Raw genomic sequence first — 21,081 nt, 5'->3', positions numbered from 1 at the left:
TCAGGCCGGCAGCCGAACGATGTCGTAGTCGGTGCTCGGCGTGGACTCCACGTCGAACCGGCCGTTCACCACGTACAACGCGGAGCCGAGCAGGTCGCCGGTGGCCGGCGAACGCAGCTGCGGGCCGGTGATCTCCCGCTGCACCACGCCGGCTGTGTAGCCGGCGTTCATCCGGACCACTGCGACGACGTTGGTCAGGTTCCGGATCACGTAGAGGGTGTGACCGCGCAGCACCAGCCCGTCGGCGCGCTCCACCGAGTAGCCACCGAGGTCGACGAGTCGGCTCCCGCCGGTACGCGGGTCGACGCGCACCAACTGGCCGGACAGCATCTGCGCGACCAGCAGATCGCCGTCCGGCAGCGCCACGATCCCGTTGTGGTAGACGTCCGGGGTGGCGGCCGGACCGCTGAGTTGCAGCACCCGGACGGCGGTGGGGGCCGGAAGTCGGCCACCTGGGCCGAGGGGCACCACGTAGAGCACCTGGCGTGCGGAATCCGTGAAGTAGACCGCCCGTTGGGTGATCACCAGGTCGTTGACGTAGCTGCCCGGCACATCGGTGAACTGGTAGTGGGCAAGCTTGGCACCGGTGTCGGCGTCGTACACGCTCGCGCCGCCGCCGGAGAAGTCGGCGGTCCAGAGCCGGCCGCGCGGGTCGAGCTTGATGCCCGCCTTGTCGGTGCCCGGTGTGCCGGGGATCAGCACCGAGCCGTGACCGGTGCGTAAGTCGCCGCGCCACACCGCGCCATCCAGGATGGAACTCACGAACACAGTGGTGCCCCGACCGATCGTCAACCCTTCCGGGGTGAACCCGTTCGGCAGCGCGATCCGGGTGGGGAAGGGCTTCGCTGGATGAGCCGCCGCCGGTGCGCCGACCGAGACCAGTGTCGCCGCCGCCAGCAGGGGGACGAGGAGGAGTGAGAGCCGCTTACGCAAGGAACACCACCTGACGTCGCAGTGGATGACTCCACTGAGGAATGTGACGTACTAGGAACGCCCTGGCCGCGACGAAAGGTTGTGCTGGTGTGATCACTCCCGGTTGGCGGCGTACGCGGACAGCCAGGCGACCTGGGCCGGGTCCAGCGACGGTCGTACCCGGGCCCGTGCGGCCGACACGTGCTCGGCGGTGACAGTGGCGGCGGCGAGCGACTCCCGCATGGCGGCCAGCGCCGCCTCGCGGACCAGCGCGGCGCAGTCCGCGGCGGAGAAGCCGGTCAGCTCGTCGCCGAGGGCGGACAGATCGACGTCAGGCGCCAACGGCACCTGTCGGGACGAGGCCCGCAGGATCTCCGCGCGGGCCGGCCCGTCCGGCGGTGGCACGTAGACAAGCCGCTCCAACCGGCCCGGCCGCAGCAGCGCGGGGTCGATCAGGTCCGGCCGGTTCGTCGCGCCGACCACCACCACGTTGCGCAGCGTCTCCACACCGTCCAGCTCGGTGAGCAGGGCGGCGACCACCCGATCCGTGGTGCCACCGTCGGTGGCCTGGCCGCGGACCGGCGCGAGCGCGTCCACCTCGTCCAGGAAGATCAGGGTGGGGGCCGCCTCCCGGGCCCGACGGAACAACTCGCGGACCGCGCGTTCGCTCTCACCGACCCACTTGGAGAGCAGCTCCGCGCCCTTCACCGACAGCACGTTGGCCCGCCCCGACCCGGCCAGCGCGGTGACGAGGTAGGTCTTGCCGCAGCCCGGCGGCCCGTAGAGCAGCACGCCGCGCGGCGGCTGCACGCCGAGCCGGGCGAAGGTGTCCGGGTAGGTCAGCGGCCACAGCACCGACTCGGTGAGCGTCTGTTTGACCTCGTCCAGGCCACCCACGTCGTCCAGGGTCACCGAGGCCAGATCCAGTGTCGACGCCGCCATCGTGGTGGGCCGGACGACCTCCCGGGCGGCGGTGAAGTCGGCCATCGACACCGTCGGCGTCTCGGCGGACTTCTGCCGCAACGCCGCGCGTACCCCGGCCTCCCGGACCAGTGCTGCCAGGTCCGCCGCGACGAACCCGGGGGTACGCGCGGCCACCTCGTCCAGCCGGACGTCGTCGGCCAGCGGCACCTGCCGGGTCAGCACGGTGAGCTGTTCGCGGCGCAGCGCCTGATCCGGGAGTGGGACGCTGATCCGCAGCGACAGCAGGTCGGGCGCGCGCAGTACGGGGTCTACCGCCTCCGGTCGGCCGGTGGTGCAGACCACTGCGACTCCAGCGCGGATGCTCTCCGCGAGCACCTGACGGAACACCGTCGCCACCGGACCGGGATCGTCAGCGGGTGCGAGCGCCTCGACGTCGGTGAACAGCAGTACGGCAGGCCCTTCGGCCCGGGCCGCCGCTGCCGCGACGCGTAACCGCTCGGCGGCGGCCTGGCTGGCCAACGCGGCCACCTCGGGCGCCCAGAGCGGGTGAACACGGGCACCGACCCGGGCGGCCACGGCCCGGACCAGCGCCGACTTCCCGGACCCCGCCGGGCCGACGAGCAACACCCCCAACGAGATCGTGGTGCCGAGTCGACCCAGCACCTCCCGGTGGTGGAAGCCGAGGTCCAGCAGCTCGGTCAACTCCTCGGCCTGGGCCCGCAGCCCGGGCAGCTCGTCCACGTCGGGCGCGTCCTCCGCCGCAACGGCGTCGGCGCTCGTACCCGGCCGGGCCGACACGGCGCCGGCCGGGGCGGGCCCGCCGTGGGTCGTCGCACCGTGCTCCCAGGCGACCGAAGTGCCCATGGTGACCAGCGCGCCGGCCGCCGGTTCGACAGCGACAACACTGAGCAGCGTGCTGGTCCAGGCGAAACCGACGGTGTTGGCGAGGCTGTGTCGCGCCGCCTCGACCAGGCTGCGGACCGAGGCGTCCGGCAGCACGTCCTGCGGCAGCAGCGACACGTCGTCGCCTGCGGTGAGCACCTTGCCCAGCAGGGCGAGCCGGAGCATCTCCGGGCTGACCGCCGCTACGACCCCCACCGGCCCGGCCAGGACGACCCGGCTCGCCGACACCAACGGCACCGGGCTCACCCGCACCTGACCGCCGTCGCGCAGACCCAGGTTGCCCAACGTCAGGTCGTCGGCGTACAGCAGGGCGCTGCTCGCGCCCGGCCCGGCCGCCGCCGCGATCCCGGCCGTCTCCCGGCGGCCGACAAGGCGGACCGGGTCGCCGGGGCGCAGCCCCAGCGCTGTCAGCGCCTCCGGGTGCAGGCGCACGATGCCCCGTCGGGCGTCCAGCGCCGCCGGCCGCAGGCTCGCCGTCAAGGTCAGGTCGGGTTGCGCCACTGCCCGACCGTAGCCGCCGGCAGCCAGCCCTGCCGGTCAGCGCCGCGGATCGAGCTCGTCCAACAGCGTCGGGTCGCTTCGGATCAGCTCGGCCAACCGGGCCGCCGGGTCCGGCGTCAACCCGTCCGGACCGGGTGCCCAGGCGGGCACCGTCCGACCGGAGAGCGGCCAGGCCGGCGGGGGTTCCACAGGCGTCGGCGGGGGAACCGGCCCGACCGTGACGGCAGGCCCGTCCCAGGAGACCCGCATCGGGTACGTCCGCCCGGCGTGCTCCACCTGCACGGTCACCGCCAGCCCGGGGTAGGCCCCGACGACCTGGCGGACCACCTCGGCCACCTCCTCGACCGGGCCCCATCCGGCCACCTCGCTCGGCGTCTCCACCCCCGCGTGCCGGCCCGACCGGGCGTTGCGGGTGTCGCCGCCGAGGCCGGGCGGGCTCGACGGTGCGGTGGTGTCGTCACGGTCGGCGGCCCGACGGCGCGACGCCTCCTCACGTCGGGCCAGCCGGGCCAGCGTCTCGTCCAGGTCGCCCCTCACCAGATCACCTCTTCCCGCCACGGCCGGAGCTGGTCGGCTCAGGCCCTCCTGTCCCGGGTAGCGCGGTCCAGCGCGCGGTCCAGGACGACAAGTAGTGCGTCCCGCACCGAGAGCCGGTCGCGGGCATCGAACTGCACCAGAGGTACATGATCACCGATCGCCAGCGCCCAACGGATCTCGCCGAGCTCCAGGGCCAGTCGCCCGTCGAACGCGTTGACTCCGACGACGAACGGCAGCCCGGCCCGCTCGAAGAAGTCGATGGCCGGGAAGCAGTCGTCCAGCCGGGCGCTGTCCACCACCACCAGCGCACCGAGCGCTCCCCGGGCCAGGTCGTCCCACATGAAGCCGAACCGGGTCTGCCCCGGCGTGCCGAACAGGTACAGCTTCAGGCTGCGGTCGATCGTCACGCAGCCGAAATCCATCGCCACCGTGGTGGTGGTCTTGGTGGACCGGGCACCCGGGTCGTCCACGCCGATCCCGGCGGTGGTCATCTCGGCCTCGGTGGTCAGCGGCGCGATCTCGGAGATCGCACCAACGGTGGTCGTCTTGCCCACCCCGAACCCACCCGCCACCAGAATCTTGACCGGGATCGGCGGTGCGGTCGGCTTCCCTGACGAAGGCATCGAGCCGGCACCGGACGAGGGCCGGTACGGAGGCGGCGCGGTCGGCGGTGGGCCGGCCCGCCCGACTATCGGCCCGGTGCCCGGGGACATGCCGTAACGGGCGGCGGCGCTGTTCGCGGCGACCCCGCCGAGCGGGGCGACCGGCCATTCAGGAGATCGCACGGAGTCCATCAATCACTCGCAGGATGAGATCGGGGTCGACAGCGTCGTCGGTGTCGGTCACGTGCACGTCCAGGTGCCCGGCGGCGCGTAGATCGCCGACCAGGACCCGCGTCACGCCGAAGTGCAGTCGGGCGCGAGCCGAGATCTCGGCCACCGAGATCGGCTCGACGCAGAGCGCGATGATCGTCTGAAGTTCCGGTGCCAGCAGGGCGCCGGGTGGGCCGGCCCACCAGCCGCTGTCCATGCGGGCTGTCACCTGGGTCTCCAGCCCGATCGCCGGGTCGGCACCCGCAACCCGCCCGGAGGTGAGCACGAACGGACGGGGACCGGCCGGCTGGTCCCCGTCCGGCTCCGGATCGGGCAGCGCCGGTGTCGCCGCCGGGCCCACCCCGGACGGGGGTGACGTGCGCAGGTACGGCCGGATCCGAACCCTCGGATCCGGGTCCGGATCCTCGCCGGCGACGTCGGGGGTCACTGCTGAACGGCGTTCTTCAACTCGACGATCAGTCGCGGGGTCAGGGCGCCACCGGCCCGCCCGGCGAAGAGCGTCATCTCGTACGCGACGGTGCCCAGGTTCGCCGAACGGTCGGCGACCACCCCGAGCACGGAACCGCTGCTGATCGCGCTGATCAGCAGGTAACCGTCGGCCATGTCGACGATCACCCGGTTCAGGCCGCCGAGGGCGTACCAACTGGCGGCCCCACCGGCGAGGCTGGTCATCCCGGACACGACGGCGGCCAACCGCTCCGCGTTGGATCGGTCCTTGATCGCCGACATGGCCATCAGCAGACCGTCCGAGGAGACCGCGATCGCCTCCAGGACCCCGGCGGTGCTGGACGTGAAGGAGTCCAGCAGCCAGTTGAACGTACGGGCCTCCGGGCTGAGGTCCCCATTGGCGCCGGGCTGACTCTGGTCGACATTGTCGTGCAGGAAGGGGCTGGTCACCGTGATGATCCTTCTTCGTTCCGGTGGTCGGGGCTGACTTCGCGGAGAGCGCGGGCGACGCCCGCCTCGAACTCGCTGATGAGGTCGCGTACCTCGGCCGGGTCACCGAGGTCGGTGCTGGGCGGTTGGCAGGCCGGGATGGCGGTGAGGTTCGCTCCCGGCACCCGTCGGCTCAACGTGGGCCGCTCCGGTGCGGCATCGGTCGAGCCACCACCACGCGGCACCGTGGGGCCGGCGCCTCCCGGGGTGCTGGGCAGGTCGACGGTCGTGCCCAAGTCCACCACGGCCGCCCCGGCGCCGGCCGACGGGTCGCTGGCCGTCCGTGTCGACGCGCCGTCGAGGCCCGGTGCCACGTGCAGCTCGGCGCGGCGTACACCGGCTTGGAAGGCCTCGACCAGCGCGCGGGCGGCAGCGGGGTCCGCGCCGGTGGCGTCCACCGGCCGGGTTGTCGGGGCGGCGGCGTGCAGCGTCGCCCCGGGCACCCGCTGCCGCACCCGTGGCCCGCCCGGCTTGCCCACCGGATCCGGGCTCTGGGGTTCGGGAGCGGCCTGCTCCGGCTGGCCCCGACCGAACGCGTTCCAGGACGGGCCGGCGTCCAGGCTGAGGGTGGCCCGGCTCAGCAGGTCCGAGTCGAAGCGGGCCGGCGCGGCGACGGCCACCGCGCTGGGCCGCGCTTCGAGCTCGGGGCTGGGCGTCGCCGTCGTACGCCGGTCCCGATCCGGCACCGCGGCGCGGGCCACCGTGGCCCCGGCGCGGTCGGCGCGGCGCAGCACCAGCGACGTCGACGGGATCTCCAGCTGCGCGGTGACCCCTCCGCCGCCGGTGGCGGCCAGGGCGACCTGCCAGCCGTGTCGACGGGCCAACCGGCCCACCACGAAGAGACCGAGCACCTCGGTCGGGGCCAGGTCGAGCCGTTCCCGGCGGGTGAGCCGGGCGTTCTCCGCAGCCAGGCGTTGCTCGCTCATGCCGATGCCGTGGTCCACCACTGTGAGACGTGCCCCGAGGCCGGACGTCTCGGCGGCCACCAGCACCCGGGTGTGCGGCGGGGAGAAGACTGTGGCGTTCTCCATCAGCTCGGCCAGCGCCAGGACGAGGTCACCGACCACCGCCGGGGCGGCCGAGACGCCGACCGGAACCTGCACCTCCACCCGGGTGTAGTCCTCGATCTCGCCGAGCGCCAACCGGACCACGTCGGCCAGCGGCACCGGCGCCGTGTGCGCGTCCGCGCCGGCCGAGCCGGAGAGCACCACGAGGCTGCCGGCGTTGCGCCGCAACCGGCTGGAGATGTGGTCGAGCCGGTACAGGTGCTCCAGGCGGCCCGGGTCGGCCTCCTGCTGCTCCAGCCGGTCGATGAGCGCGATCTGCCGACCCACCAGGTTCTGCGTACGCCGTCCGACGTGGCCGAACATCTGCGCCACGTTGCGTCGGCCGGCGACCTGCCGCTCGACCAGTTGCGCAGCGGTGTTCTGCACCCGGTCGAAGGCCCGCGCCAGGTCGCCGATCTCGTCGTTGGCGCGGATGTCCACCGGCTCCAACCGGACCGCTTGAGGTCTCTCCGCCTCGTCGTCGGTGACCCGGACCAGCTCCGCCTCGGCGACCCGGGCGACCCGGTCGGCCGAGCGGGTGAGTCGGGTCAGCGGTCGGGCCACCGTCCGTGCCACCGCCACGCTGAGCAGCACCACCAGCGTCAGGATCAACGCCGCAGCGGCACCGACCAGGTACGCGGCGGTCAGCGCGCGCCGCTGCTCGGCGGTCACCTCGGCGAGCACGTCGGCGACAAGCTTCTTCTCGACGAACTGACCGAGCCGGATCATCGTGCGGACGGCTGGGAAGAGCGCCTCCATCGGCACGTTGCGGACCGCGGCGGCCGGATCCCGGGCGCTCCTGACCAGGAAGTCGGGGCTGGTACGCGCGGCCACGGCGGCGTCGTTGAGCTGGGCCACCTTGAGCTGCTCGGGCGTGATCAGGCTACGGAAGCGCGAGTTGTCGACCATGAGCGCGGCGATGCACGCCACGTACCCGGCGGTGGTGTCCGGGGTGCCGATCGCCTTTACCAGCAGGCTCAGGGTGGCGCAGGTGCCCAGGCCCTCGTCGGAGCGGAGCAGCCCGTCGAGGGCGAGCACCTGACGGCCCGGCAACGTGTCGGTGTCCACCCCGACCACCAGCCGCAGCGACTCGATGATCCCCTTGTTGACCGGGCCGAACGCGTCCATGACCTGACCCGGGTTGGCGGCCCGGGCCAGGACGGCCGTGCGCAGCTCGACGAGGCTGGACACGCCGTCGAGGGCGTCGTCGACCTGCTCGGTCAGCGCGTCACTCCGCGCCGCCCGCAGGTCGGCCACCCGATCGTCCACGTCCGCGGACTTACGGACCAGCTCACTGCGTTCGACCCGGCCGAGCAGGAAACCGACGGAGAGGATGCGTTCCTGCTGGAGGTCCTGAACGAGGCTGCCGACCCGGCTGGCGAGCCGGACCCGTTCGGCGGTGTCGCCGGCCCGCTGTGCCGCGGCGACCCGGTCGAGCATCACCGGCACGGCCAGGCCGACCATGCTGAGCAGCGGAATCACCACGAGCAGCGCGAGCTTGCCGCGGATCCGGAGCCTACCGAGCAGCATCGAATGCCCCCCACTGTGCGATCTCCGGGTCCTGGGCCGCGCCGACCGGTTGCAGCGCACGCGGCTCGTCGGCCGGCGGTTGCCACGGGTCGCGCAGCGGCGGGGTGTCGGGACTCTCCGCGTGGGTCGCGGCCAGGGCGGCCCGCCGTTGTGCCCGGCGACCAGCGGCGACCAGCAGCGCGGCGAGCCAGCTCAGCAGCAGGACGGCGATGACACCCGCCCCGGCGGTCAGCCAGCGGTCCCCGTCGAGCCGATCGATGCGCTCGGCGAGCAGGGAGTCCAGTTCGGTGAGGATGACCGGCTGAAGTTGGCGGGCGGAGCGCTGCGAGCTGACCGCGGCGGCACTCAACTGGCCCGGGTCGACCACGCCGGTCTCCTTGTCCGGCAGGGAGTACCCGGCGAGCGCCTCCACCGAACGCTGGTAGGTGTCCAGCGGGGTCAGCACGTTGGCGCCGAGGTCGGTGCTCTCCGAGCCGTCCACGGCCGAGCGCAGGTTGTCGACGAGGTCCGCGGCGGGGGCCAGGGCGGAAACCCGCAGACCGGTCAGCTCCAGCAGGCCGCGCGGCTGCTCGGCGGCCGGGCGGCGGGAGACGAGCGTGGCCAGGTCGGCCAGCCGACCGGCGCCAACCACGGCCTCGGGCAGTTCCTGGCCGGCGCTGTCCTGGAGGAAGAACGAGTCGGCCTCGGGGTCACGGACCAGCCCGGAACTCTCCCGGACCTTCCGGTGCAGGGCCAGCAGCAGGTCGGAGACCTCGCCGTATGCGGTGTAGGCGGCCTCGGGGTCGGTGGCGCTGCGGCCGCGCAGCGCCTCCAGCTTGGCGCGTACGCCGGCCCAACGTTCCTGGCTGAGCAGCTCCCCGCCGATGCGGGCGTCCACAGCGGCGACCTTCTCGACCGCCCCGTTCAACGCGTCCCGGGCGACAGGGCGACCGTTGACCGCGTTGGACTGGGCCTCCACGAGGGCGTCGGTGACCGCCGCCAGCGCGGTGAGGTACTGCACGCCGAGCCGTTCCCGGGCGGCGAGGTCCCGGTCGTCGGTGACCTGCCGCCAGTTCGACGTGACGAGCAGGCCCAAGGGTGCCAGCAGTGCTCCGATGAGCAGCAGGGGCAGCAGCCGGCCCAGCGTGGACGGCCGTCGACGGGCCCGCGGCGCGGGGGTTGTCATGTGTGTCTCCTCCGGCGTGGGGCGCTGATCGGCGCGGCGTCGGGCTGGCCGACAAGTCCCGTGCACCGGACCGGAAAACTAATCGAACCCCCGCCTGGTCAGACCTCACTCGGCGAGTCAGGTTCGCGTCACTTCGAGCCATGTCACCATTTGTCCGCGTTACCGCCACGCTCTGCGTCCGCTGTGGGTGTGACATGGAGGGATCGATGTGGATATCTGCGGAAGATCGGAATTCACGGGATCCGAACTCAACTCGCTGTGCCGCGTCGGACGGTGCGCGCTCGCACCCCACCGCGCACCGATCGGAGCAACCGGACGGACGTACGGCGGATCTCAGCCAACGCTCAGGCTGCGGGCCGTACCGTGTGCCGCATGACATCGCCGTCGCCGGCCGCGTGGTTCCGGCGTGCCCTGCCCACCCGCCGCCGGGCGATCACCACCGCGGTGGTCGTCGTGCTGCTGGCCGCCGCCGTGACCTGGGCGGTGTGGCCACAGGGACCGGGCGTACGCACCGAGAGCGCGATGCTCACCGTCCGCTCCGGACCGTCCGGCGACCAACCGGTGGACCTGGACACCACCCTTTACCTGCCGGATGACGCCTCGTCCGATCGGAAGGTGCCGGCGGTGCTGCTGGCGCACGGTTTCGGCGGCACGAAGGAATCGGTGCGCTCCGACGCGGAGGAGTTCGCCGGGCGTGGCTACGCGGTGCTCACCTGGACGGCGCGGGGTTTCGGTCGCAGCGGCGGTGAGATCCACCTGGACAACCCGGACTACGAGGTACGCGACGCTGAGCGCCTGCTGGACTGGCTGGCCACGCGGCCGGAGGTACGCACCGACGCGGCCGGCGACCCGAAGGTCGGTGTGGTCGGCGGCTCGTACGGCGGTGGGTTGGCCCTGCTGTTGGCCGCCCAGGACCGTCGGGTCGACGCGATCGTACCCATGATCACTTGGAACGACCTGTCCCGCGCGTTCCTGCCGGAGAGCACCGGCGGAGCGCCGACCGAGGGCGTGTTCAAGAAGGGCTGGGCCGGCCTCTTCTTCGGCGGCGGCGGAAACGTGGGCTCCGGCCCGGCTGGGCTCTCCGGCGCGACCGCCGCCCAGCCACAGGGCGCACCGGCGTCGGCCGGCCCGCCCAGCCCCGGGCCGGGCGCCGGCCCCGGCACCGGTCCCGGTGGCGCCCCGGCCGGTGCCGCCGACCCGTCCTGCGGTCGGTTCGCCGCCGACGTGTGCGCCGCCTACCTCCGGATCGCCACCACCGGCCAGGCCGATCAGGCCGCCGTGGACCTGCTGCGCCGCTCCAGCCCGGCCGGCGTGCTGGACCGGATCAAGGCACCCACCCTGCTGGTGCAGGGCGAGGCGGACACCCTCTTCCCGCTCGGTGAGGCGGACGCCAACGCCAAGGGCATCGCCGCCACCGGCACCCCGGTACGGGTCGCCTGGTTCACCGGCGGGCACGACGGTGGCAGCGGACCCCGGTCGGACTCCGACCGGGTGAAGTTCCTGACCGTCCAGTGGCTGGACCACTACGTGAAGGGCGAGGGCGACGCCCCAGGAGACGACTTCACCTGGTCGCGGATCGCCGGCTTCGACGCCCTCGACCGGGGCCTCGTCGCCACCGGGTTCCGCCGCGCCGACTACCCGGGCCTGGCCGGCAACGCCCGCCGGGAGGTGACTGTCGCCGGCCCGGCACAGCCGATCGCGAACCCGCCGAACGGCAACCCGGCGGCCATCTCCTCCATCCCGTTCGCGGGCGGGCTCGCCTCGCTGCTGGACGGCGTGGCCGGTGACGTACCCGGCCAGCACGCCCAGTTCGAGTCCACCCCGCTGACCGAGGCCGTGGACGTGGCCGGTTCGCCCACCGTCACAGTGCGGGCAGCGTCGCCGACCGGCGAGGCGGTGCTCTTCGTCAAGCTCTACGACGTCGACCCGGACGGGGCGGCCACCCTGCCGAACGGCCTGGTCGCCCCGATCCGACTCACCGGCCTTCCGCAGCAGGTGCAGGACGCCCGCCCGGTCACCGTGACGCTGCCCGGGATCGTCCGCCGGGTGGAGGCCGGGCACCGGCTGCGACTGGTGGTGGCCACCTCCGACCAGGCGTACACCACGCCGGCCACGCCGACCGTCTACACGGTGGCCGTGGACGGTGCGGTCAGCCTGCCCACCGTCAGCGGTGAGCCCATCCCCACCGCGGCCACGATCTGGCGCTGGGTGCTCGCCGGCCTGCTCGCCGCCATCGTGATCGGGCTCGTCGTGGTCGTCGCTCTGGTCCGCCGCCGGCACCGCCGCCAGGACCGGTCGGTGCATCCGGAGTACGCGGACACACCGCTGGCCGTGCGCGCTCTGCGCAAGGAGTACGCGGACGGCTTCGTCGCCGTGTCGAACGTGGACTTCGAGGTGCACCCCGGTCAGGTAGTGGGTCTGCTCGGGCCGAACGGCGCCGGCAAGACCACCACCCTGCGGGTGCTGATGGGGCTGACCCAGCCGACCGCCGGGGAGATCTACGTCTTCGGTCGTCGGCTGGTGCCCGGCTCACCGGTGCTGTCCCGGATCGGGGCGCTGGTGGAGGGGCCGGGCTTCCTGCCGCACCTGTCGGGTCTCGACAACCTGAAGGCGTACTGGCGGGCCACCGGGCGGCCGTGGGAGGACGCACAGTTCGACGCGGCGCTGGAGATCGCCGGGTTGGGCGACTCGGTGCACCGGAGGATCAAGAACTACAGCCACGGGATGCGCCAGCGGCTCGCCATCGCCCAGGCCATGCTCGGTCTCCCCGAACTGCTGGTGTTGGACGAGCCGACCGACGGGCTCGACCCGCCACAGATCGCCGAGATGCGCCGGGTGCTCCAGCGGTACGCCACCGACGGCCGGGCGGTGCTGGTCTCCAGCCACCTGCTGGCCGAGGTGGAGCAGACGTGCACACACGCGGTGGTGGTGAACAAGGGCCGGATCGTGGCGTCCGGGCCGGTGGAGGAGATCGTGGGCGAGTCGCCGAGCGTGCTCTTCGACGTCACCGACCCGGTGGCGGCGCGGGCGGTGCTGGACCGGCTGCACGGGGTCCGTGTGTTGCCGGAGAGCGACGGCCAACTGGTGGTCGACATTAACGGCACGGCCCGCAGCGAGGTGGTGGCGGAGCTGGTGCGCGCCGGCATCGGAGTGGACCGGGTGGTGCCTCGGCGACGCCTGGAGGACGCGTTCCTCGCCCTGGTGGGCGAGAACTCTCGGGGAAGCGGTGACCGGTGATGGCTGTTACTGACGCGGGTGAGGCCCGTGGCTACCGGCCGTCGGCCACCATGCCGTTCGCGGCGGAGTTCCGTCGGCAGGCATCCCGGCGACGGACCCAGTTGGCGCTCGGGTTCATGGTGTTGCTGCCACTGATCATCCTGATCGCGTTCCAGTTCGACTCGGGCGGTGACGACGACAACGGTCGCAACGAGTTCGCCAGCCTGGTCGAGCTGGCCACCTCGGGCGGGCTCAACTTCACCCTGTTCTCGATCTTCGTCTCGGCGTCGTTCCTGCTGGTGGTGGTCGTCGCGCTGTTCTGCGGCGACACGGTGGCCAGCGAGGCGAGCTGGGGCAGCCTGCGGTACCTGCTGGCGATCCCGGTGCCCCGGGCGCGGTTGTTGACTGTGAAGCTGATGGTGGCGCTCGCGTACTCGGGACTGGCCCTGCTGCTGTTGGCCGGCACCGCGTTGCTGGCCGGCACCCTGCGCTACGGCTGGTCGCCGCTGCGCAGCACCGTCGCCGCCGAGCTGGAACCCACCGAGGGGTTGCTGCGGTTGCTGGCCGTGCTGGGCTACCTGGCTGTCGTACTGCTGGTGGTGGCCGGCCTGGCGTTCCTGCTGTCTGTGATCACGGACGCCGCGCTGGGCGCGGTGGGTGGCGCGGTTCTGCTCTGGATCCTGTCCAGCATCCTGGACCAGATCACCGCCCTGGGCGCGCTGCGCGACTTCCTGCCCACCCACTTCAGCACCGCCTGGCTGGGACTGCTGTCGACGCCGGTGCAGACCGACGATGTGGTGCGCGGCTGCATCTCGGCGATCAGTTACGCGACGCTGTTCTGGGGGTTGGCGTTCTGGCGCTTCACCCGCAAGGACATCACGTCGTAGCGGCTCGGCTCACAGCCGGCTGTCGGGCGGGCTCACCGACGACGGTGCCGCGCTCGGTGCCGGCGGCGGGGCCGGCCGGGTCGGCACCGGCGTGGACGGGTCGGCCTTCTTCCAGGCGCTGACGCCGATCCGACCGGTGTTGCCGAGGTCGATCGGCCCGTCCGGGTCGACCTCCTCGGCCGGCTGCCCGGCGGCGGGCGCCACGGTCAGGAACTCGCCGTTGGTGGCGACCACCGTCGAGTCGGTGACCAGGTTGCGCCAGAGCACCACGGCGGTGGCCCGCTCCCCGGCGGCGAGGGTGACCCGCCGGGGTGGTTGGTCGAAGCCCGAGGTGATCTCCTTGGCGCCGTTGACCACCCGCAGCATGATCGGCTCGCGTTCCTCGTCGAACACGTGCAGGACCGGATAGCCGTTGAGCTGGTAGGGGTGCTCGCCGCAGTTGACCAGCTCGATGCCGAGGGCGCGCAGGCCCGAGGCGGCGTCCCCGCCGGTTGCCCGGATCCGGACGCCGGTCGGCGGGCACTCGCCCGTCGGCTCGGTGCTGGCGGTCGGGCCCGCCTCCGCCCTCGACGCGGGGGGCGGTTGGCTCGGGTCTCCGGACTGGCCGCGATGGTCGCGGGTGCAGCCGGCAAGCACGAGAGCCATCGCGACAGTCGCTGTGATGCGTCGCTGTGCTGCCGTGTCGCGGGAGATCATCTGTTGATCCTCGCCCACCTGCGCAACACACCACCGCCCAGCCCCGGCCTCGCCGGCTCTCTCTGCGCCGCCACACGAACTGGTGCGGAACCCCTCCCGGTATCCCTTTGGAGCTGAATCGTTTGCGACATCACGGGGGAGGGGTGCGGGCAGTCCTGGTTCACACCGTTTTCAGGAGGGATTTTCCCACCAGCAAGGAACTTATGATTTTCGATGCCTACGTGCCCCAGGATCGATGGGACCCATTCACTCTCCTCGATGGAGGTGCCATGAACGTCTCTCGGCTCGGCGGGCCGACCCTGTCCCTGTTCCGCATCGTGATCGGCCTGCTGTTCACGTTGCACGGACTGTCCTCGGTGTTCGGGTTGTTCGGCGGCAACCCGATGACTGGTAAGGCGGTACCGCTCGGCACCTGGCCGGGCTGGTGGGCTGCCTTGATTCAACTGGTCTGCGGCGTACTGGTGCTGGTCGGGTTCTTCACCCGACCCGCCGCGCTGCTCGCCTCCGGCTCGATGGCGTACGCCTACTTCGTTGTGCACCAGCCGGACGCTCTGCTGCCGCTGCACAACGGAGGCGAGCGGGCAGCGCTCTTCTGCTGGGCGTTCCTGCTGGTCGCGGCTCTCGGTCCGGGTGCCTGGGCGCTCGACACGCTGCTCGCGCGTCGCCGCGACATTCAGTCCGCGCCGGTGGCGTCGATGGCCGAAAGCAGCTCGATCGTCGTCTGACCGCACCCGTACCGCGTCGCCGGGGCCTCGACGAGGCGGCCCCGGCGACGCGCCGGCCAGAGATCGCCCCCCGCAGTGCTCCGCGAGGGCCGCGCGCCGGCTCTCGGCTCTGCGTCCGCGCGCCGGCTCCCAGCTCTGCGCCCGCGCGCCGGCTCCCGGCGCTGCGCTGATGTCGTAAACGATTCAGCTCCACAGCGTGCGCGAGTGGCAGGTCTCACCCGCCCCGCGGCCGTGACCGGCGGCGACGCGGCGTAAGGGCCGAAGCGAAAGGGTCAGGCCGGCGGGCGCTGGGTGAGGACCGCGTCCAGCAGGCCGGGGTAGAGCTTGTCCAGCTCGTCCCTGCGGAGCCGGACCAGTCGACTGGTGCCGGCGGCCCGGGTCCGGGTCAGGCCCGCCTCGCGCAGCACCTTGAGGTGGTGACTGCGGGTCGCCTTGGAGACGCCGAAGTCGAAGCTGCCGCAGGCGGCCTCGCCGCCCTCGGCGAGCGCCCGGACGATCTGCAGCCGCACGTCGTCGGCGAGTGCGGCAAGCACGTTGGTCACCGGGACAGCGGTCAGGTCGGGTTCGTGCGGCTCCATGTGACCAGTGTAACCCTTGTTCGACAATGATCGAACAACACCCTAATGTCGGTGCCGTTGGTTCGACGATACTCGAACATTGGAGTTGCTGATGCGATCCCGCGCCACCGCGTACCCACTGGTCGCCGTGCTCGGTTGGGGCGTGATGTTCCCGATCCTGGCCAGCGCGCTCAACCGGGTCGACCCGCTCAACCTGACCACAGCGCGCTACCTGCTGGCCGCCGTCGTCCTGGTCGCCATCCTGCTGCTCCGCGAGGGTGCCGGCGCGTTTCGGCACGGAGGCCGGGCGCTGGAGGTGGTGGTGCTTGGAGTGGTCGGCTTCGCGGGCTTCAACCTGCTCACCAACCTGGCGCTCGAACACGCAGCCCCGCAGCAGATCTCGCTCTTCGTGGCCACCACGCCGGTGATCACCCAACTCGTGCGCTGGGCCCGCGACGGCGTACGCCCGAAGCCGCTGCTGCTGGCCCTCTCCCTGGTGGCGCTCCTCGGAGTCGGACTGGTGATCACCCGCGGCAGCCTGGCCGGGCTCGGCCAGTTCGGTCTCGGCGGGCTGATGATGGTCGGCGCGGTGCTGGGCTGGGGCATCTACACCCACGGTGCCAGCCGGTTCGGCGAATGGTCCCCGCTGCGCTTCACCACCCTCACCGCGCTCGCTGGCACCGCCGCCATGCTCGTCCTGAGCATCGGCGCCGACGCCGTCGGCTGGCAGCACGCGCCGGCCGCCGCCGACCTCGCGGCGGTCGCCCCGCAGTTGGCGTACGCCGTGCTGGTGGGCGCGGTGATCGCGGTCCTGGCCTGGAACACCGGCGTACAGCGACTCGGCGCCGCCAACGCTGCGCTGTTCATGAACCTGGTCCCGGTGACCACCTTCGCTGTGCAGATCGCCCGCGGCTACCGCCCCGAGCCTGTCGAACTGGTCGGGGCTGCCATCACGATCGCCGCCCTGATCGCCGCGAACCTCGCTGCCCGGCCCCGGACCACGCCGCTGCCCCGACCGACAGCTGTGACGGACCCGATCGCGGTGACCGACCCCGTGGCCGTGAGCGGCCGCTGACCCACTTCCTGGGATCTGCCCTGGAGGCCGCGCCCAGCTTTGCCTAGACTCGACCCCACAACTGAATACCTCATCCAGAGGGGCTGAGGGATACGGCCCGACGACGCCCCGGCAACCACCCCGCGCGCTCACCGCTGAGCGACCCGCGGGGCAGGTGCCAATTCCGTCCCCGCCGCACCGTGCGATGCGGGGAAAGATGAGAGGACTCTCGACATGACGTCGACGCTCGTCACCTCCGGCATCGACACCGCCGCCAGCCCCGCCCGCGCCCTGGTCTGCCGTGCCTGCTCGGCCCGCTACCCGCTCGTCGCCCAGCACGCCTGTTACGAGTGTTTCGGCCCGCTGGAAGTCGACTACGACACGGCCGCGCTGGCCACCGTCACCCGCGAGCAGATCGAGGCCGGCCCGAACAACATCTGGCGGTACGCCGCACTGCTCCCCGCCGGTCAGGACCCGGCCAGCCGGGTCACCCTCGACCCGGGGCTGACTCCGCTGGTGGCGGCCCCGCACCTCGCCGCCGAGCTGGGCATCACCGCGCCGCTCTGGGTCAAGGACGACAGCGCCAACCCCACCCACTCGTTCAAGGACCGGGTCGTCTCGGTGGCGCTCACCGCCGCCAAGGCGCTCGGGTTCACCCGGTTCGCCTGCGCGTCGACCGGCAACCTGGCCAACTCGGTGGCCGCCCACGCGGCCCGCGCCGGGGCGCCCTCGGTGGTCTTCATCCCCAGTGACCTGGAGCAGGGCAAGGTCATCACCACCGCCGTCTACGGCGGCGAACTGGTCGCGATCGACGGCTCGTACGACGACGTCAACAGGCTCTGCGGTGAACTGGTGGAGACCGACGAATTCGAGGACACCGCGTTCGTCAACGTGAACGTCCGGCCGTACTACGCGGAGGGCTCCAAGACCCTCGGCTACGAGGTGGCCGAGCAGCTCGGCTGGCGGATCCCGGCGCAGGTGGTCATCCCGATGGCCAGCGGCGAGCTGCTCACCAAGATTGACAAGGCGTTCTCCGAGCTGGTGGAGATCGGCCTGGTCGAGGCGCCCGCCGACGGCTGGAAGGTCTTCGGCGCGCAGTCCGCCGGCTGCAACCCGATCGCCGTCGCCCTGCACGCCGAGACCGACACGATCGTCCCGGTCAAGCCCACCGGCATCGCCAAGTCGCTGAACATCGGCGACCCGGCGGCCGGCCTCTACGCCCTGGAAGCGGTCCGCCGCACCGGCGGGTGGATGGAGTACGTCGACGACGACGAGATCCGCGCCGGCATCCGCGATCTGGCCCGCACCACAGGGGTCTTCGCCGAAACCGCGGGTGGGGTCACGGTGGCCGTGCTGCGCAAGCTGGTCGAGTCCGGTCGGCTCGACCCGACGGCCGAGACCGTCGTGTTCAACACCGGCGAGGGCCTGAAGACCATCGACGCGGTGGCCGGCCAGGTCGGCCCGACCCACCACATCAAGCCCTCGCTGCGCGCCGCTCGCGACGCCGGTCTCCTCGGCTGACCCGGGCGGCCAAGTGGATCAGTCGGTAACTGGGTTTTCGCTGTGAGTGTGGAAAACCCGCCGCTACGGACTTGACGGCAGGAACCGGACGGCGCAAGATGCTCCGTGCGGGAGGGCATTTCGCCGAAGACTTTTGAAGTTCTTGCGACCCAACGCCGGAGGCGTTGTGCGAGTGTCCCTCCCGACCAACGTTCGATCGGGCCAGCGAGTAATTCGCTGGCCCGATCGCTTTTGTACCGTGCACGCTCACCGGCATGAGCATCACCATCACGTCGTTCGACGGCGCCGACCGGGCCTCCGTCGACGAGGCGTACCGGATCGGGTCGGCGGCCAACGACGCCGATCTCCCGGACTTCCCGCCCTTCTGCCGGCGCCGCTTCGACGCGCTGTTCCACACTCCGATGCCCGGCACCCTGTCGCTCTGGGCGCTGGCCCGACTGGATGGCGTCCCGGCCGGCTACCTCCAACTGGACCTGCCGCAGCTCGACAACACCGACAACGCCACCGCCGAGCTGCAGGTGCATCCGCAGCTGCGGCGCCGGGGCGTCGGCCGCGCCCTGCACGAGTACGGGCTGCGCCTGCTCCGCGAGCACGGCCGCAAACGGGTGGTGGCGATGGCCGTCTCCGCGCTGCCCGACGGGCCGCCCCGAAGTGTGGCCGGTGACGCGTTCGCCGCCGCGACAGGCGCCCAGCCCGCACTCACCGAGGTGCGTCGCCGGCTCGACGTCGGCGAGATCGACCGGGCCGCCCTGCGCGCGGCGCTCGCCGAGGCCCAACCGCGAGCCGAGGGCTATCACTCGGTCTGCTGGCAGGGCTCCACCCCGCAGGAGTACGTGGCGGACATCGCCTACCTGGACGGCCGGTTGCTCATGGACGCGCCAATGGGCGACGTGCAGTGGGAGCCGGAGCAGGTGGACGCCGAGCGCATCCGCGGCAACGAACGGGCACTGGACGCCCGGGGCCGGCGGCGCTACCACCTCGGGATGCGGCACGAGGCGTCCGGCCGGCTGGTCGCCTGGACGCTGCTGGACCTGGGCGCCACCGTCGACTGGCACGCGTTCCAGCAGATCACCATCGTCGACCCGGCCCACCGTGGGCACCGGCTCGGCCTCATCGCCAAGGCGGAGAACCTGCACCACCTGCTCACCCACGAGCCGGCGGTACGGGTGATCGACACCTTCAACGCGGCCAGCAACAGCTACATGGTGGCGATCAACGAACAGCTCGGCTTCCGCCCGGTGGACTCCTGGACCGACTGGCAGCTCACCCTCTGACCGGGATCGGCGCTACTGCTCGTGGACCTGACTCAGGCATGCGTCGCTGCCGGGCATTCGCGCTACTGCTCGTGGACCTGACTCAGGCATGCGTCGCTGCCGGGCATTCGCGCTACTGCTCGCGGACCTGACTCAGGCATGATGGCGGGCATGACGGAGACCCCGCATCCCCTGTACGACAGGCACGCCGACACCCTCAACCGTGCGCTGACCGCGATCACGGAGCGGGGCTACTGGTCCGCCTATCCCGAATCCCCCAGCCCCCGGGTCTACGGCGAGACCGCCGCCGCCGACGGAAAGGCCGCCTTCGAGGCGTACCTCGGTGGTGATTTTCGGCTCGACCAGCCTGGCAGCGGCGCTCGGGTCGCCACCGAGACGAGCCCGTTCGGGGTGGAGCTGGCGGTGCGCTACCCGCACGCCGGCCCCGGCGAGCTGGTCAGCGCCGCCTCCGCCGCGCTGCCGGCGTGGCGCGACGCCGGCCCGCAGGCCCGGGTGGGCGTCTGCCTGGAGATCCTCGACCGGCTGCACAAGCACATCTTCGAGCTGGCCAACGCGGTGCAGTTCACCAGCGGGCAGGCGTTCGTGATGGCCTTCCAGGCCGGTGGCGCGCACGCGTTGGACCGGGCGCTGGAAGCGCTGGCGTACGCGTACGCCGAGATGACCCGACACCCGGGCACGGCGGGCTGGGAGAAGGCCGCCGGCAAGGGTGACCCGCTGCGGATGACCAAGACGTTCCACGTGGTACCGCGTGGGGTGGCGCTGGTGATCGGCTGCAACACCTTCCCGACCTGGAACTCGTACCCCGGGCTGTTCGCCTCGCTGGTGACCGGCAACCCGGTGATCGTCAAGCCGCACCCGCGCGCGGTGCTGCCGCTGGCCATCACAGTGAAGTACGCCCGGGAGGTGCTCGCCGAGGCCGGGTTCGACCCGAACCTGATCATGCTGGCGGCCGAGGCGCCCGGCGAGAAACTCGCCAGCGACCTGGCCCTGCACCGCTCCGTCAAGATCGTCGACTTCACCGGCTCCACCGAGTACGGCGACTGGCTGGAGACGCACGCGCGGCAGGCATCGGTCTACACCGAGAAGGCCGGCCTCAACACAGTCGTCATCGACTCCACCGACGACTTCGCCGGCCTGTGCCGCAACCTCGGGTTCACGCTGACCCTCTACAGCGGGCAGATGTGCACCACCTCACAGAACATCCTCATCCCGGCCGGGGGCATCGAGACCGACCAGGGGCACAAGAGCTTCGACGAGGTGGCCGGCGGCATCGCCGCCGCCGTCGGCAAGCTCACCGCGGACCCGGCCCGAGGCGTGGAGCTGACCGGCGCCATCGTCAACGACGGGGTGCTGGAGCGTCTGGCCGAGGTGACGAAGGTCGGCGAGCCGGTGCTGGAGTCGCGGACCGTGGCCCACCCGTCGTATGCCGACGCTGTGGTGCGTACCCCGACGATCGTGAAGCTGAGCGCGGACGACACGGAGACGTACGGCCGGGAATGGTTCGGGCCGATCTCGTTCGCCATCGCGACCGACTCCACAGCGCACAGCCTGGAGCTGCTGCGCCGGACCGTCGGCGAGAAGGGCGCGCTCACCGCCGGGGTCTACTCGACCGACGAGGCCGTGCTGGACGCGGCCGAGGCGGTGGCTGTCGAGGTCGGGGTGCACCTGTCCTGCAACCTCACCGGCGGTGTCTTCGTCAACCAGTCGGCGGCGTTCTCCGACTTCCACGGCAGCGGAGCCAACGCGGCGGCCAACTCGGCGCTGACCGACGGGGCTTATGTGGCCAACCGGTTCCGGATCGTTCAGTCTCGGCGTCACGTGTAGTGGTTGCGGTGGGGGGTTTCCGGGGCGCAGCCCGACCCGC

At 72.0% G+C, this 21,081-nt stretch carries 17 protein-coding genes and 1 riboswitch; of the genes, 7 read left to right on the top strand and 10 right to left on the bottom strand.

Features of this window, described 5'->3' with window-relative positions:
- The 8 genes from MED01_RS03200 to MED01_RS03165 all read right to left on the bottom strand — a co-directional run bounded on the left by MED01_RS03200 (position 1) and on the right by MED01_RS03165 (position 9,287).
- Entirely contained in the window at positions 1–933 is a 933-nt protein-coding gene (locus MED01_RS03200; protein WP_238667032.1) for an SMP-30/gluconolactonase/LRE family protein, read from the bottom strand.
- Between the two features lie 93 nt (positions 934–1,026).
- Positions 1,027–3,240 (bottom strand): AAA family ATPase, encoded by a 2,214-nt coding sequence (locus MED01_RS03195; protein ID WP_238667031.1) that lies wholly within the window; start codon positions 3,238–3,240, stop codon positions 1,027–1,029.
- Between the two features lie 36 nt (positions 3,241–3,276).
- Entirely contained in the window at positions 3,277–3,777 is a 501-nt protein-coding gene (locus tag MED01_RS03190) for a hypothetical protein (protein ID WP_238667030.1), read from the bottom strand.
- A 38-nt stretch (positions 3,778–3,815) separates the two neighbouring features.
- Positions 3,816–4,571, bottom strand: a complete 756-nt coding sequence (locus tag MED01_RS03185) for a GTP-binding protein (RefSeq protein WP_238667029.1) — start codon at positions 4,569–4,571, stop codon at positions 3,816–3,818.
- Positions 4,549–5,037 (bottom strand): DUF742 domain-containing protein, encoded by a 489-nt coding sequence (locus MED01_RS03180; RefSeq protein WP_238667028.1) that lies wholly within the window; start codon positions 5,035–5,037, stop codon positions 4,549–4,551. The genes MED01_RS03185 and MED01_RS03180 overlap by 23 nt, the downstream gene beginning before the upstream one ends.
- The gene (locus MED01_RS03175; RefSeq protein WP_238667027.1) at positions 5,034–5,507 is read right to left on the bottom strand and encodes a roadblock/LC7 domain-containing protein; all 474 of its coding nucleotides are present in this window, start codon (positions 5,505–5,507) and stop codon (positions 5,034–5,036) included. The genes MED01_RS03180 and MED01_RS03175 overlap by 4 nt, the downstream gene beginning before the upstream one ends.
- Complete coding sequence (locus MED01_RS03170; protein WP_238667026.1) at positions 5,504–8,122, bottom strand: sensor histidine kinase; 2,619 nt, start codon at positions 8,120–8,122, stop codon at positions 5,504–5,506. The genes MED01_RS03175 and MED01_RS03170 overlap by 4 nt, the downstream gene beginning before the upstream one ends.
- Entirely contained in the window at positions 8,109–9,287 is a 1,179-nt protein-coding gene (locus tag MED01_RS03165) for a hypothetical protein (protein WP_238667025.1), read from the bottom strand. The genes MED01_RS03170 and MED01_RS03165 overlap by 14 nt, the downstream gene beginning before the upstream one ends.
- 372 nt (positions 9,288–9,659) lie before the next feature.
- Between MED01_RS03165 and MED01_RS03160 the strand changes: the two genes are divergently transcribed.
- Together MED01_RS03160 and MED01_RS03155 are read left to right on the top strand one after the other, a co-directional pair.
- A complete protein-coding gene (locus MED01_RS03160; RefSeq protein ID WP_238667024.1) occupies positions 9,660–12,524 on the top strand; it encodes an alpha/beta fold hydrolase in 2,865 nt (954 codons plus the stop codon).
- Positions 12,524–13,390, top strand: coding sequence for an ABC transporter permease (locus MED01_RS03155; protein WP_238667023.1), 867 nt, complete (start codon positions 12,524–12,526; stop codon positions 13,388–13,390). The genes MED01_RS03160 and MED01_RS03155 overlap by 1 nt, the downstream gene beginning before the upstream one ends.
- A 9-nt stretch (positions 13,391–13,399) precedes the next feature.
- Here the strand turns inward: MED01_RS03155 and MED01_RS03150 are convergent, their stop codons facing one another.
- Positions 13,400–14,086, bottom strand: coding sequence for a DUF4232 domain-containing protein (locus MED01_RS03150; protein ID WP_238667022.1), 687 nt, complete (start codon positions 14,084–14,086; stop codon positions 13,400–13,402).
- A 269-nt stretch (positions 14,087–14,355) separates the two neighbouring features.
- Between MED01_RS03150 and MED01_RS03145 the strand changes: the two genes are divergently transcribed.
- Complete coding sequence (locus MED01_RS03145; RefSeq protein ID WP_238667021.1) at positions 14,356–14,811, top strand: DoxX family protein; 456 nt, start codon at positions 14,356–14,358, stop codon at positions 14,809–14,811.
- A gap of 272 nt (positions 14,812–15,083) precedes the next feature.
- On the opposite strand, the gene MED01_RS03140 is transcribed toward MED01_RS03145, so the two are convergent.
- Complete coding sequence (locus tag MED01_RS03140; protein WP_238667020.1) at positions 15,084–15,389, bottom strand: ArsR/SmtB family transcription factor; 306 nt, start codon at positions 15,387–15,389, stop codon at positions 15,084–15,086.
- 91 nt (positions 15,390–15,480) lie between these two features.
- On the opposite strand from MED01_RS03140, the gene MED01_RS03135 reads away from it, so the two are divergent.
- The 4 genes from MED01_RS03135 (at position 15,481) to paaN (ending at position 21,041) form a co-directional block, all read left to right on the top strand.
- Positions 15,481–16,443, top strand: coding sequence for a DMT family transporter (locus MED01_RS03135; protein ID WP_238667019.1), 963 nt, complete (start codon positions 15,481–15,483; stop codon positions 16,441–16,443).
- Positions 16,444–16,510: 67 nt separating this feature from the next.
- A riboswitch (SAM riboswitch) is annotated at positions 16,511–16,646 on the top strand.
- A 10-nt stretch (positions 16,647–16,656) separates the two neighbouring features.
- Positions 16,657–17,943, top strand: a complete 1,287-nt coding sequence (gene thrC, locus MED01_RS03130) for a threonine synthase (RefSeq protein WP_238667018.1) — start codon at positions 16,657–16,659, stop codon at positions 17,941–17,943.
- A gap of 254 nt (positions 17,944–18,197) precedes the next feature.
- Positions 18,198–19,217: a GNAT family N-acetyltransferase gene (locus MED01_RS03125; RefSeq protein ID WP_238667017.1), complete on the top strand. Its 1,020-nt coding sequence runs from the start codon at positions 18,198–18,200 to the stop codon at positions 19,215–19,217.
- A gap of 150 nt (positions 19,218–19,367) precedes the next feature.
- Complete coding sequence (gene paaN, locus MED01_RS03120) at positions 19,368–21,041, top strand: phenylacetic acid degradation protein PaaN (protein WP_238667016.1); 1,674 nt, start codon at positions 19,368–19,370, stop codon at positions 21,039–21,041.
- The last annotated feature ends 40 nt before the right edge of the window (positions 21,042–21,081 follow it).

The sequence above is a fragment of the Micromonospora alfalfae genome (assembly GCF_022230925.1).
In the GTDB taxonomy this organism is placed as follows: domain Bacteria; phylum Actinomycetota; class Actinomycetes; order Mycobacteriales; family Micromonosporaceae; genus Micromonospora; species Micromonospora alfalfae.
This window is presented reverse-complemented; position numbering and strand designations above follow the sequence as displayed.

Bases quoted from the DNA above. Each gene is read 5' to 3' on its own strand.
- MED01_RS03185 (WP_238667029.1), bottom strand. From the start codon at position 4,571: ATGGACTCCGTGCGATCTCCTGAATGGCCGGTCGCCCCGCTCGGCGGG.
- MED01_RS03170 (WP_238667026.1), bottom strand. From the start codon at position 8,122: ATGCTGCTCGGTAGGCTCCGGATCCGCGGCAAGCTCGCGCTGCTCGTG.
- MED01_RS03165 (WP_238667025.1), bottom strand. From the start codon at position 9,287: ATGACAACCCCCGCGCCGCGGGCCCGTCGACGGCCGTCCACGCTGGGC.
- MED01_RS03160 (WP_238667024.1), top strand. From the start codon at position 9,660: ATGACATCGCCGTCGCCGGCCGCGTGGTTCCGGCGTGCCCTGCCCACC.
- MED01_RS03155 (WP_238667023.1), top strand. From the start codon at position 12,524: ATGGCTGTTACTGACGCGGGTGAGGCCCGTGGCTACCGGCCGTCGGCC.
- MED01_RS03150 (WP_238667022.1), bottom strand. From the start codon at position 14,086: ATGATCTCCCGCGACACGGCAGCACAGCGACGCATCACAGCGACTGTC.
- MED01_RS03145 (WP_238667021.1), top strand. From the start codon at position 14,356: ATGAACGTCTCTCGGCTCGGCGGGCCGACCCTGTCCCTGTTCCGCATC.
- MED01_RS03140 (WP_238667020.1), bottom strand. From the start codon at position 15,389: ATGGAGCCGCACGAACCCGACCTGACCGCTGTCCCGGTGACCAACGTG.
- MED01_RS03135 (WP_238667019.1), top strand. From the start codon at position 15,481: ATGCGATCCCGCGCCACCGCGTACCCACTGGTCGCCGTGCTCGGTTGG.
- thrC (WP_238667018.1), top strand. From the start codon at position 16,657: ATGACGTCGACGCTCGTCACCTCCGGCATCGACACCGCCGCCAGCCCC.
- MED01_RS03125 (WP_238667017.1), top strand. From the start codon at position 18,198: ATGAGCATCACCATCACGTCGTTCGACGGCGCCGACCGGGCCTCCGTC.
- paaN (WP_238667016.1), top strand. From the start codon at position 19,368: ATGACGGAGACCCCGCATCCCCTGTACGACAGGCACGCCGACACCCTC.